Annotated in this window: 9 protein-coding genes; all 9 read left to right on the top strand. The window is 54.6% G+C overall.

Annotation, left to right across the window (positions count from 1 at the left end):
• The first annotated feature begins 1 nt into the window (after position 1).
• The 9 genes from LAO21_17780 to LAO21_17740 all read left to right on the top strand — a co-directional run bounded on the left by LAO21_17780 (position 2) and on the right by LAO21_17740 (position 12468).
• The gene (locus LAO21_17780) at positions 2–4693 is read left to right on the top strand and encodes an N-6 DNA methylase (protein ID MBZ5554571.1); all 4692 of its coding nucleotides are present in this window, start codon (positions 2–4) and stop codon (positions 4691–4693) included.
• Positions 4680–4829: a hypothetical protein gene (locus LAO21_17775; protein MBZ5554570.1), complete on the top strand. Its 150-nt coding sequence runs from the start codon at positions 4680–4682 to the stop codon at positions 4827–4829. Before LAO21_17780 ends, LAO21_17775 begins: the two co-directional genes overlap by 14 nt.
• Before the next feature lie 35 nt (positions 4830–4864).
• Positions 4865–5467 (top strand): hypothetical protein, encoded by a 603-nt coding sequence (locus LAO21_17770; GenBank protein MBZ5554569.1) that lies wholly within the window; start codon positions 4865–4867, stop codon positions 5465–5467.
• Between the two features lie 95 nt (positions 5468–5562).
• Positions 5563–6033 (top strand): hypothetical protein, encoded by a 471-nt coding sequence (locus LAO21_17765; protein ID MBZ5554568.1) that lies wholly within the window; start codon positions 5563–5565, stop codon positions 6031–6033.
• Positions 5993–6631, top strand: coding sequence for a hypothetical protein (locus LAO21_17760; GenBank protein MBZ5554567.1), 639 nt, complete (start codon positions 5993–5995; stop codon positions 6629–6631). The genes LAO21_17765 and LAO21_17760 overlap by 41 nt, the downstream gene beginning before the upstream one ends.
• A gap of 101 nt (positions 6632–6732) precedes the next feature.
• Complete coding sequence (locus LAO21_17755; protein MBZ5554566.1) at positions 6733–7227, top strand: hypothetical protein; 495 nt, start codon at positions 6733–6735, stop codon at positions 7225–7227.
• A gap of 156 nt (positions 7228–7383) precedes the next feature.
• Positions 7384–7770, top strand: coding sequence for a hypothetical protein (locus LAO21_17750; GenBank protein MBZ5554565.1), 387 nt, complete (start codon positions 7384–7386; stop codon positions 7768–7770).
• Positions 7771–8256: 486 nt separating this feature from the next.
• A complete protein-coding gene (locus LAO21_17745; GenBank protein MBZ5554564.1) occupies positions 8257–8493 on the top strand; it encodes a hypothetical protein in 237 nt (78 codons plus the stop codon).
• A 1902-nt stretch (positions 8494–10395) separates the two neighbouring features.
• Positions 10396–12468 carry a hypothetical protein gene (locus LAO21_17740; GenBank protein MBZ5554563.1) on the top strand — a complete coding sequence of 691 codons (2073 nt, stop codon included), beginning with the start codon at positions 10396–10398 and terminating at the stop codon, positions 12466–12468.
• Positions 12469–12616 lie beyond the last annotated feature (148 nt).

Below are 12616 nucleotides of genomic sequence, written 5' to 3'. Positions count from 1 at the left end.
CATGGCCCGCCGCAACCAAGACTTCCAGACGATCCGCTCCGAAGGGGGCCTGCTGCCACCCGACCTGCTCCGCCGCGTGCTCGATCCAAGGGCGAAGCTCGACGGCACAAGGCCTGAAGACTATGGCCTGCCCCAGGATGAACGCCTCAACGAGGTCATCACCCAGTCATGGAACCGCCTGCGCAAGCACTGGACCGAGTTCCGCACCACCACCGCGAGTTTGCCCGAGGGCGAAGCCGGCACCGGCCTCACCAACGACAAGTGGAGTTTGCCGCTCTTGCGTGAGCTGGGCTTTGGACTTTTGCCCACCAGCGCTGGCCCCGAGGTCGGCGACCGCAGCTACGCGATCAGCCGCTTCTTTGGCCCCGTGCCCGTTCATCTTGTCGGCTGTGGGCTCTCGCTCGACCACCGCGCCGCTGGCCAGCGCGGGGCTGCCGCCGCCAACCCTCATGGCCTCGTGCAAGAGTTCCTCAACCGCAGTTCCGGCCATCTGTGGGCACTCGTCTCAAACGGCCTGATCCTGCGTGTGCTTCGTGATAACCAGGCCCTTTCACGCCAATCTTTCCTCGAGTTCAACCTCGAGGCCATGTTCGAAGGCGAGGTCTATTCCGACTTCGTCCTCCTTTGGCTGACCGCTCACGCCACGCGCTTCGCCCCCCGCGAGAGTGCGCGGCCGGAAACCTGCTGGCTGGAGCAGTGGACCAAACTTGCCGAAGATCAGGGCACCCGGGCTCTGGGCGACCTGCGCGGCGGCGTTGAGCGCGCACTGCAGATCCTAGGCGAGGGCTTCACCAGCCACCCGAAAAACACCAGCCTGCGCGACGCGCTTCGCACAAGCGAGATTACGCCTGCTGACTTTCACGGCCAGCTTCTACGCGTGGTCTACCGACTGATCTTCTTATTCGTGGCCGAGGACCGCACCCTCGAAGGACAGTCGCTCCTCCACTTGCACGACGACTCCAATGCAGCCCACACTGCCCGCGAACGATACGCGGCCCACTACAGTACCGCCCGCATGCGCGAGCTGGCCAACAGGATCAAAGGAAGTCGTCATGCTGACCTGTGGCGACAGTTCCAGGTCATGGTGGGTGCTCTTTCCGGCGACGCAGCCTTTACTACCGTGCGCGAGCATCTGGCTCTGCCGGCGCTCGGCTGCTTCCTTTGGAACCCCGCCTCCACAGCCGCCCTTAACGACGCCGAGCTAACCAACCATGACTTTCTTGAAGCCCTGCGGGATCTCGCCTTCACCCGCCAAGGTAAAGTGCTTCGTCCTGTGGACTACAAGAATCTAGGTGCGGAGGAGTTGGGCGGCGTCTACGAAAGCCTACTCGCGCTCACGCCACAAATTAGCGCCGACGGCGCCCGCTTCTCCTTTGCCGAGTTTGCTGGAAATGAGCGCAAAACCTCGGGTTCCTATTACACGCCAGATTCATTGGTGCAATGCCTACTTGACTCCGCACTCGACCCAGTGGTGGAGGAAGCGATCAAGGGCAAGTCAGGCGCTGAGGCCGAAAAGGCCATCCTCGCCCTCAAGGTCTGCGACCCCGCCGTCGGCTCCGGCCATTTCCTCGTGGGCGCGGCGCATCGGCTGGCCCGGCACCTCGCTCGCATGCGGGCGCTGGCCCAAGGCGAGAGCGAACCTTCGCCGCTCCTTTACCAGCACGCCATACGCGACGTGATCGGCCGCTGCCTCTACGGCGTGGACGTAAACCCCATGGCAGCTGAGCTGTGCCGCGTGAGCCTATGGCTCGAAGCCCTGGAGCCTGGCAAACCGCTCTCTTTCCTCGACCACCACATCCGCGTGGGCAACAGCCTGCTCGGGGCCACCCCGGGGCTAATCGCCGCTGGCCTGCCTGACGATGCCTTCACTCCCATCGAAGGTGACGACAAGAAAGCCTGCTCACTGCTAAGGAAGCGTAATAAGGCCGAGCGTGCGGGGCTAGGTTCGCTCTTCTCCCAGCAGGACGCCGAGACTCAGGCCCACCTGCAGCAGGCCTCTGCTGCCCTAGAAGAACTTCCTGACGACCGGCCCGATGACCTCCGGGCTAAGGAGCTGGCTTTCCGCCGCCACGAAGAGACCGCGGAGTACCGCCATAAGAAGCAGCTCGCCGACGCGTGGTGCGCGGCTTTCGTCGTCAATAGGCAATTTCCGCCTCACTGCGACGACCCGCGATACCCTTCGAAGGAGCCGTTTGGCCTCACCCACAAAGACCTCAAGGAATTGGCCGCCGGTCGGCCTCTGCCCGCCGATCTCGTCGCCGAGTCCGAACGCCTCTCAGGCCAGTACCAGTTCTTCCACTGGCATCTGGTTTTCCCGGAGGTGTTCGCGAGGGGTGGCTTCGACTGCGTGCTCGGAAACCCGCCATGGGAGATGGTTGAACTGAGCGAAAAGGAGTTTTTCGCCCAGCGAGCGCCTGGCATTGCCAACGCCTCCTCGGCTCGCCAACGTCAGGCATTAATCCTCAAACTTGAGAATGACGACCCACCTCTCTGGCTACAATTTCTTGAGGCAAAACGGCGTGTTGGAGGCAGTCGGCATTTTATCCAAGCTAGCGGGCGCTTTGCACTCTCATCGGTTGGGCGAATAAACCTTTACCCCTTGTTTACCGAGTCCGTTGCTTCTCATCTTCACCCTGGAGGCAGGGCTGGAATCATAGTTCCTTCAGCCATCTCCATGGATGCCTACAACGCTGCCCTTTTCGGTTGGCTGCTACAGCGTTCTCGGCTGGTTTCCTTGTTTGATTTCGAAAATGCTGGGGAACTCTTCCCCAGTGTTCATCGGAGCTATCGGTTCTGTCTGCTGACCCTAGCAGGAGACATGGGATTCTCCCAGGGAATCGGGTTTTGCTACTTCGCGCATTCCGTCGAAGAGCTTCGCGACCCAAGACGCCGAATCACCCTTTCCCGCGATGACATACTGAACTTCAGCCCGAATACGCTTGCCCCACCAATTTTCCAGTGCGCGGAGGACAAGGGCATCGCCAGAAGATGCTACAGAAGACTCGGGGTCTTTCTCGACCGGCGCGATGGAAGGCTCAGCCCGTGGAAGCCTTCGATTCAGAGAATGCTTAGCCTGTCTGACGAAGGCGACTTTTTCCGGCGACGCGACGAGTTGCCTCAAGTGATCCCGGGCGGATTTGCGCGCCTATACTCCGGCAAGACCATTCACGCCTTCAACCACCGATATGCCACATTTGTTGGCTCGGATTGGAGATCAGCAACAGCTTCGGAGCTGTCCGACGCGACTTTTGTGCCTGTCACGGAATACTACGCTAGAGTCGAGGAGATCGATTCAAGGATCGCTGGCAAGTTCCCAGCCAGATGGCTGTTCGGTTATCGCGACATTGCTCGGGCGACGGATGAACGAACATCGATTGCCGCGATTGTTCCACGCACTGGATGCGACACCCATTGCCGTAACGTTTACGTGGAGGTGGCGGACCCCATCCTGACGACATGCCTGATGTCGAATATGAATGCGTTCGTATTCGATTACCTGGCTCGGCAGAAGATAATCGGCACAGGTATGGGAGCCGGGGCGTTGGAGCAGCTTCCTGTCATCCCGCCGAACTTCTATCCCGAATCTTGTTCATGGTCAGGCGGGCCGCCAACGCTTCGGGACTGGCTGCTACCACGTGTGTTGGAGCTGACCTACACAGCATGGGATCTTGAGCCGTTCGCACAGGACTGCGGTTGGTTCGGCCCGCCGTTCCGCTGGGACGAGGGGCGCCGCTTCTTGCTTCGCTGCGAGCTCGATGCCGCCTTCTTCCACCTCTACCTGCCGGTGGACAAGAGCAGTGACTGGCTCCTCGCGGAGGGCGAGACGGCGGAAGATCAGGCGCGGCTCAAAGCCAGCTTTCCAACCCCGCGTGACGCCGTGGCTTACATCATGGACACTTTCCCCATCGTCCGCCGCAAGGATGAAGAAAAGTACAACGGCGACTACCGTACCAAGAGTGTCATCCTAGAAATCTACGACGCCATGCAGGAGTGCATCCGCACCGGCCAGCCCTACCAGACTCGCCTCGACCCACCGCCAGCGGATCCGCGCTGCTGCCATCCTCCTCGAACCATGAGCAGTGTGGGCATCCTGGCTTACGGCTCCTTGATTAACGATCCAGGGATCGAGATTGGTCCGAGTATCGTGCGTCGTGTGCCTACGACGACGCCGTTTGCTGTGGAGTACGCCTGGCTCTCCAAAACGCGCGGAGGCGCCCCCACCGTCGTGCCCTATTCCTCGGGGAATCCAGTGAATGCCGAGGTGTTGGTGCTTTCGGACTCGATACGACTCGAGGAGGCCAGGAGCATGCTTTGGCGGCGGGAAACCCGGAAGGAGCTCTCCGGTCAACTCTACAGTGAAAGGAACTCAGTCAATGCGGTGCTGATTCGTGACGTCCCTGGATTCTGCGGCCTGGATCATGTTCTGTACACAGACTTCAATCCGCAGGGAGAGCTCGTGAATCCTGATCCCCTCTCGCTTGCCCGCGCGGCCATCAGCAGTGTGCCGAAGGCCAGTCCTGGCCAGGACGGGATCAGTTACCTGATGAGTTTGATCCAAGTGGGAGTAGAGACCGCCCTCACACCAAGCTACGTCGCCGAGATCTTGGCTCTGACCGGTACAACTAGCTTGGCCGAGGCCCTTGACTCGTTGAGATTGAAGCAGAAGGGAGAAACACTCGATGGCCAAACTTGAAGCCACTCTCGCAGAGTTGGTGAGCATGATCGAACGTGGCAGGATGCACCTGTTGGAGATGCAGCTTCGCTACGCCTGGTGGTCGACCCGAGTGCACTCGAGCAGTTCACTCTTTGCGCTGCCGGGGGATGCGTGAGTTGTCGGACCTCTACAAGTGTACGGAGGAATTTCATGGACCCTTACGAACTTCAGGTATTGGAACTTTACACCGCTAACGGCAACACGCATGTCGCGATGATTCCCCAGTACGCGGTCCCACCCGGGGAGCAATGGTCCATCGATTTCGTCGGTATAGATCTTCGCGGTAGGAGGTTACTATACATCGAGGTGTCGTCCGCCCAAACGCCGAGTGCGAGGTTCATCGACAAAATTCGTCGACGCCGCGAGTGGATTCCGGTCGTTCGCAAGCGATTGATCAATGAAACGAAAGTCATAGACGATACTTGGTCCGATTCCGTGGTGGTGTTCGTGGTAGACCACCGTGTAAAGTGGGTCAAAGCAAAGCTTGGAGGTCCCGACGACGTCGCAGTCGAGCCCCTCAGCAGATGTTTTCCAAACTGGCTTACCGGCAAACCCCCTTGCGCGTGTTGCAAGCGCAGTGTCCCGTACGAGTTGCCGCGAGTGTGTCCTGAGTGTGGCTACGTTTTCAAGGGAAACGGATGGGATGGCATCGATGCACACTGGCGTTCGCGACATGAGAGCGTTATGAGATATGAACACTTTTGGGAAAGCCTGTGCCACCGCCACCGGGGCTATGTCACAGCCGCTGGCTAACTCGGCGCTCCAGGCGGCGCCCAGAATTGGGCCGCGCCTGTGTGCCACTTCGTTAGGTAGATTTCTTCTTTTCAGAGAAGGCAGGAGGTACGTTCGTGACTACCGGCTATCCCGTTGCCGCCGAGGCTCTAGATTTAGAGATTTTTCAATTGGTCTGTGTCTTCTCTGCCAGTCAGAGTCTGGCAAGAATAGAGTCTACCTATCCATGCCTTCGGTGGGTTCGTGCCACCTTTGAAACCTCCGAGGCGTCACGTCGCCTGATTGGCTTGGCTGTGATGCTCCGCAATAGCCTAGATGCCCGCATCGGCACAAAGTCGAAAGCCGTCGTCGGTCGGTTAGTAGCCGATGTTTCACGGCCGTCCCAGACTGTGGAACTTTCGCTTCGTGAAGCGTGCAACAAGATTATTCATGCAGAGTTAGTTGATTTATCTCTCGGCTCAAACGAACATGAGGAGTGTCCGCCGCTAGCCGACACGATCAAGCTGCAAGGTACTCACAGACAGAAGGAATGGGAGGCGCAAATTGATGTCCTCTCCTTTCTCAATGCGGCGTGCACAAAGTTCTGAATTCCCAAACCTACGTGGTCACCCGACCGACATAAAAAGGAAAAGCGTGCTGTGGGTGACGCGCCAGACGTTAACGTTCAAACATATGACAGAACTAGATCTCCGAAAATCCCCCTGGAATGAAGGGCTCGATATTTCAGCTGAGTTTCTTAATCACCAGCTTTATCTCTTAGGCTGCATGATCCACGCAGGACCAGCATTTGATAAATTGGGAAATCATCCTCTCTGCTATCTGCGTCAGGAATTTCAAGAGAGAGAGATCGGTCGAGTTCTGCTCACAATTGCAGTTGCCTTGCGAAATGCTATGGATCAAAACCCATCGCGGGCTGAATACTGGCTCCAAGGCGTCGAGGACGAAGTTGGAACAATAAGAAATCTGACGCATGGAAGAGAAAAGGCGTCAGTTCTTAATTTCCGCGAGGCGTGTAACAAACTCGTTCATTGCCTCTCAATCAACTTTCATTACCTTTCTAAAAAACCGCAAATGGGCATGGCCCTCGCCCCATTCGTTCATCTCTACGGAACCAAAGGTAAAGAAGAGTGGAAGGCAACGATCGAAATCAACAAATTCATTGGAGTTGCAGCGCAATTGACATGAAGACTAACAACGCCATCAACTCGGACAGCAAAAAGCGTCGCTTCCCTTTGCTTTTGCCTGCCGGCTATGGCGAACGTTAGCCAGACTCGGAGGAGAAACAAGTGGCTGGAAATCATCTCGAATCGCTCGTCGCCGAGTGGTATGAATTCAGAGGGTTCTTTGTCCGGCGGAATATACAGGTCGGCAAGCGCCCAAAGGGTGGCTACGAATGCGAACTCGATATCGTCGCCTTCCATCCCGAGCAGCGTGCCCTCGTGCATCTTGAGCCATCTCTCGACTCGGACAGCTGGGCAAAGCGCGAGCTGAGATACCAGAAGAAGTTCGAGGCTGGACGCCAGTACATCCCAACATTGTTCAGGGGCATCCCGATTCCGAACCACATCGATCAAGTCGCGCTATTCGTGTACGGCGGAGGCGTCGGCCGGACTCAGCTGGCCGGGGGACGTGTCATGTTCATCAAGGACTTCATGGTCGAAATCCACGCGGGCATTGGCCAACGGAAGGTCGCAAGCGCCGCAATCCCTGAGGAGTTCCCGCACCTTCGGACGCTTCAGTTCGCGGTGCAGTACTGGGACATCGGCAAGAGCGTTGCCTAACAAGCGGCTGAACCCGACGCTCACCGGTCCGATCCGAGCGGCCGCGGGTTAGAGCCCTGTCGTAAGGCTGACGAAGTCACCTTGTCTTTGCGGCCCCCCGGGTACTTTCCGCCCGCACAACTCAAATTCAAGAATATTGATCGAAAGGGGATACACATGATTGACATGAATAAAGAGCTTCGGAAACATCGCGTGATTGGCATCCGGTCCGCGCTCAAGGCCTTCAAGAAGGAAGGCCTCTTAGAGCACGACACCTTATATCCGGATGATGCTGTTGAGAAGACTCAAGAGCAACTCACCAGGACAGCTCTTCGGTGGTACAAGATCGGCGCTCGAAGGGGCGCGCGCGTGGTATTGGCACATTTTCTAAAATCCAAGATAACAGTCACAGTGGATGGAAGACATGCCACGCTTGAGACGGAACTTGATGCGCTTCCTTGGCCTAAGAAAACAATCCGAATCAGAGTCGGAAAACGACACTTGGTGAGAGCTGTTGGAAAGTTTGAGCTTGAAGTAATAAAGGATCTCGGCTTTAAGAGATAAATCATGAGAAGGTGCGCCGATTATGGTGCCACAAGAGAGTAATCTGTTGACCTAAAAGCGCGATCAGGAATCTTCTGGAAGTGGGAGTGTCTGGGAGAACGGGAAAACGTACCACCGTGATGATGATGATGATGATAAAGTCAACAAGCGTTAGAGAGCCACTGCATCGAGTCGATTTAGAGGTGCTGCATGAATTTTCGAAGTGAACAATCGCTTTATTTCCCCCGTCGAATGGTTGGGAGACCAACCTCCTCTGTACTCTAAGTTTCGGAGAGTGAAACATGGACAACGTCGTTTATTTGCTGGGCATTTTGAGGGTCGCATCTCCATTATCCATTTTTCATGTTGAGTCAATATGGGAATCCACCTCTTTGAACATCGTACATCGCGATTCGTCAAGTCGGCGACGCTTGGTGTGAAGACCTGAGACCTACGTCACCTTGAGTTGACCACCTAAGATCCGGCCCGCTTCTGGTGAACTGAAAAATGGAAAATGGAGATGCGACCCCAATTTTTTCTTCAAAGGGCAATGCTCTCACCTGTGAAAGGAGAGAATTCGATTCCCAGTTTGACGCTCTGAATTTTGCCCACGATTTAGCCTCGTTCAGCGGCAACACCAACATCACTCTCCAGGCAAAAGTTGGAAAGGCTTGGAAGTTGGTGTTGGGCTTCACGTCCGGACTATTCGACTCTGAAAAGAAACTTGTGAAACATTCCCCTTGAAATCGCACCGGGCGAGTTCTACACTTTTTAAGGGCCAGCCGCTCCTGTGTCGGCCCCTCAGCACCATAAAGACCGACTGGCAATTGAGGCTTTGGTTCATTCCACTCGTCCTGATCACGGTGACGTGCACTCGATTCGCCGCTCGGCTGCGAGAGTTGAACTGTTCGCTCTTTCATCCCCTGTAGCCTAATGCGGCCTTTCGATGGTTAGGAAGCACACGCACTCATCGCCTCCGTGAGGAACATATGAGTTCTGACCAAGAAAACGGCCAGTCCGTTCATAGGCGGGCCGACCACGAAGACGTGCTCAACCTTTCTCGTACCGGTATGTTCATCAGCCTTAATGGATTCCTCGCCGTAGCAGTCGGACTGGTAGGTGATCGCACAGTCAAGATCGGTTTCGTATGCCTTGTTCTGTTGGTTGATGGAGCTTGGGTTCTATGGGCGCCTAACGCCCGAAGGTTTATCCGCACTCTGAGAGATGCAGGAAAGGACAGGATAGACGAACAACTCTGGAACAGAACTGTCGGCAAGAGAGAAAGGAAGTATCGTTGGATCACGGATCCACTCACAATTATGAGCTTTTACGTTCCCGGTGTATTTACTGTAGGGTGGATCATGATGTTGCTCTACCTAATCTTTGGGCATAGGGCAACACAATCTTACGGGGGTGGTCCCTAACTAAACGCGATTGGGGGAAGAGTCAGGCACCGACATTCCTCCGTCGGTTCGAACAAACGGGGACAACCTCCCACAATTAACAGTTCAGAAGTAGCTCGGGTTATGATCGCGCCTGGTCCCGTGTCTGTCTTTAGCTGGCTTTGAAACCGACAGTTTACTCCCATTACACCCACGCGAAATTTGGAATTCTCACACCAACATACAAGTAAGATTGAAGTGGAGGGCTTTATGAGTGCAAAAACCGATAGTAGTCAATTCAACCGCGTTGTGGAGGATCTGAAACTTCAGCTGAAGCAAAACCTGATAGAAAACACAGCATATGAGAGTTTACAACAAGACGAATGGCTGCGTACCCTCTACTCGAGCTATACGAAGATGTTCATCAATGATAACAGTAGGATTTGGACGACAGGGTCCATTATGATTCCCCTGTCTCTCGCGGGGTTTGCAGCTCTCCCCGGCTTTCGTTCTTCAAGGTTGATACACATTCTAACTCTCGCAGTCGCATCATCAGTGGTTATGGTCACATGGCTTTTCATCGCCGAGAACCATCGGGCCTTCCAACAAAAATCGATGGCTTGGATCGTGGCTATCGAACACACAATCGGGCTTACCAAAACTGGAGGGCCCAAGATCCGAGGTAATTTTCTGAACCGCCTGCTAACTTTTCCCGCAGCTGTTCAAATAATGAGGTGGGTGCTCACATGTGCAGTCGTCGTCGCGTGGATTGTGGTTGTGATATTCTGGCCGCGTTGTCTCTAGACGTGAAATAAGGAACAGAAAAGCTCAAAGACTGGTTTATCTATTCTTCGTTTGAAAGAGATGAAGAAAGCAGGATCTTCAATTGGGGTCGTCTCTTTCCAATCTCCACTTCAGCGGCATGATCTGATTTGGGCTGGGTTTTCCTCCTCAGTACGATCAACCGATCCCTCGTGACGGAGTGCGAATAGCGAGAGCGCTACCGGTCGTCTATGGAGGGGTATGGTATCACATCACCGCACAGGGTGTTCTGGTACGTGTAACGGGCTAGGTCACGGCGTGCGCTGCGCTCCGTCGGTTTGATGAAAGGATGGAGAAAGACAAGCAGTGAGCCGAGATCTTCCATCCAACAAAATCCCAGTTGAAGATTGGAAAGATACGACCCAATTCATTTTACATCTGACCGACCGCAGCTTCGCTCGAGGACAAACTCTGGTCGCACGCGAATGCGTTGGAGGGAACTATGGCGAACAAAGATTCAAATGTGGCGAACCGGAAGAAGCCAATCATTGTCTTGGATGGGATCACGGTCATGCATGTTGCAGAGTTGTTCTCAGGGTTGGAGAGCACTTCGATGATCCGTTCCAATTATCCGTATCCAACAATCCAGGGATTGGAAGAATTTTGCTTTGGAATAACATGTAGCGACAAGATTGCTGTGTCGCGAAACCTTGCCGCGCCAGGTGCGCAACTCCTTCAGGAATTTCCTGGGCACACCATGCCAGTAGAGGAGGATGAGAGAGGCCCCGACGCTTTACTCGATGAGGGAACCAGAAGCGACACCATTGAAGCGATTGAAGCCCTTTTGAAAGGATTGCCACAAGCAATCTTTGGATATCGTGATGTATGGGAGGGCTTCATGTTACGGGAAGTGGAACTCGGTCTTGCAGACGACCCCTCCGTTTTGGTCGAACAGGCCAACCCGCTAAACTACCCTTTCAAGAAGAAGTTCTGGCCCCTTCCAGACACCCAAGCAAAGGTCCCGAAGGAATGCGTCGACCAACTCCTGGGTGTCGTCCGAAAAGCTGGCATAGGCAAAGATGCCCACGACTCGGCTCTAAGGGAATTCATAACCAGGAACATCGTTGCACACCTCCTGATTTATAGGTGGTACCACCACCTTGTCAGGGCCGTCAGGGGCTTTTGGACACCCTATGCCACCCGTAGCTCCCTATTGGATGTCATAGATGCAAACGGGGCGCGGGCCCTCGATTTCCAAATCAATATTGCCTTGAGTCGCTCAGTAGTCTCGAACATTCTAGCCAACACCCGTATACAAGGCCAGAAAGATTTTCTCAATGAACTCAAGCGCCAAGCTGATGCGAAAGAGTATCAACCGCTACGCGAAAAACTCGCCGAACTTGCTGACACCGGCGAGCAAAGGGAAAGGACCAAGCTGCTTAAAGCCATCGAACGGGCTGAGAGAGGCGGTGCCCTCCAAGTAGCGCGAAAGTTCATCTTTCCAGTCGATCGGTCTTTATCATTTATGTTCTCTCGGCGCTTAGAGCATCCAACTGATTATTTGACCAGGCTGTTTCAGATTTTTCCTCAATTGGGCGGACACCCGACGGCTTGTCCGATTATCTTTCTCAATGCCGACAAAGATTCGATTTGGACGCAATTGTCCCAGAGATTGAATTATCGGACGAGACCAACCCCGAAGGATGTAAAGGACTTCGTCGACCAGTTTCCAAAAGAACTACATGCCGGTGTCATTGCGATTCTGAATTCTGTGCGATGCTATGACAACGCGGAATTTGAGAACATCTTCAAAGCGTTCGCCGCACAGAATGGTCACCTTTTTGAAAATGCTGTATTTGCTTCTTTTACAGAGGGTTCAGGAAGCGATTCGAATATAAAATATATCTTTGAGAAGTCTATGGGAATTAAGGTCTACCCCACTCTCGCACGGGCTCTGGCGGAGACCAAGAGCGCGCAGACGCGGGTTATCTTGCTCGATGACTGCGTTCTGAGTGGAAAACAGGCTGGTGGCGTCTTCTTGGAATATCTAGGTCTTTCTGCCCCGTCCGGCGACGTCACTCCTCTTGGTGGAGAGGAAAAAGAGAAGTTTTGCCAAGCGGAAGTAGTATTGCTAACTGCGCTCGCGACCCCAGAAGGACCAAACGTTGTCTTGAAGACCCGCGCTAACGGAAGAGATTTGCACGATTATCTTCCTCGATTGATCGTAAAAGGGGCAGCATCGCTTGGTTGGACAAAATTGTTTGAGCCTCAGAACACGCTTTTTCCCGGAACTGTTCTTGCAGAAGCCGAGAAATTCTTCCGAGATGTTGGGTATTCGATTCTTGAGAAAAGATCTCTGGGTTGGTTTAATGATCCCAAAATGTCTGAATCAGAACGAGAGGCTCTCAGGCTTGAACGCCGAAGGCGAAACGCTGTCGGGTACGGGGATGACCAAGCACTCGTGGTTTTTCGTTACAACGTTCCCAAGGCTACCGTGACACTTCTCTGGGAAAAGCATGGCAAACATCGGGGACAATGCTGGAAACCGCTCTTCCCGATCAATGAGCCAGATTGATCAATCTCTTAGCCCGGATAATTCAGTGCGCCGTGAAAAGGCGGCGATCTTCAGGGGGTGAAAATCCCTCCCGGCAACTGTCGCTCCAGCCGGTAGCAACCGGAGCAGCGGTGGAAGCAATGAAACCGCTGAAGCCTCTGGTGGAACG

Source organism: Terriglobia bacterium (assembly GCA_020073085.1).
Lineage (GTDB): Bacteria > Acidobacteriota > Terriglobia > JAIQFV01 > JAIQFV01 > JAIQFV01.
The sequence above is the reverse complement of the archived record's forward strand: the minus strand, read 5'-3'. Positions and strand labels throughout refer to the sequence as shown.

What these genes read in the sequence shown, in the direction of transcription:
- LAO21_17760 (MBZ5554567.1), top strand. Translation starts at nt 5,993, where the DNA reads ATGTCCTCTCCTTTCTCAATGCGGCGTGCACAAAGTTCTGAATTCCCA.
- LAO21_17740 (MBZ5554563.1), top strand. Translation starts at nt 10,396, where the DNA reads ATGGCGAACAAAGATTCAAATGTGGCGAACCGGAAGAAGCCAATCATT.
- LAO21_17775 (MBZ5554570.1), top strand. Translation starts at nt 4,680, where the DNA reads ATGGCCAAACTTGAAGCCACTCTCGCAGAGTTGGTGAGCATGATCGAA.
- LAO21_17750 (MBZ5554565.1), top strand. Translation starts at nt 7,384, where the DNA reads ATGATTGACATGAATAAAGAGCTTCGGAAACATCGCGTGATTGGCATC.
- LAO21_17745 (MBZ5554564.1), top strand. Translation starts at nt 8,257, where the DNA reads ATGGAAAATGGAGATGCGACCCCAATTTTTTCTTCAAAGGGCAATGCT.
- LAO21_17780 (MBZ5554571.1), top strand. Translation starts at nt 2, where the DNA reads ATGGCCCGCCGCAACCAAGACTTCCAGACGATCCGCTCCGAAGGGGGC.
- LAO21_17770 (MBZ5554569.1), top strand. Translation starts at nt 4,865, where the DNA reads ATGGACCCTTACGAACTTCAGGTATTGGAACTTTACACCGCTAACGGC.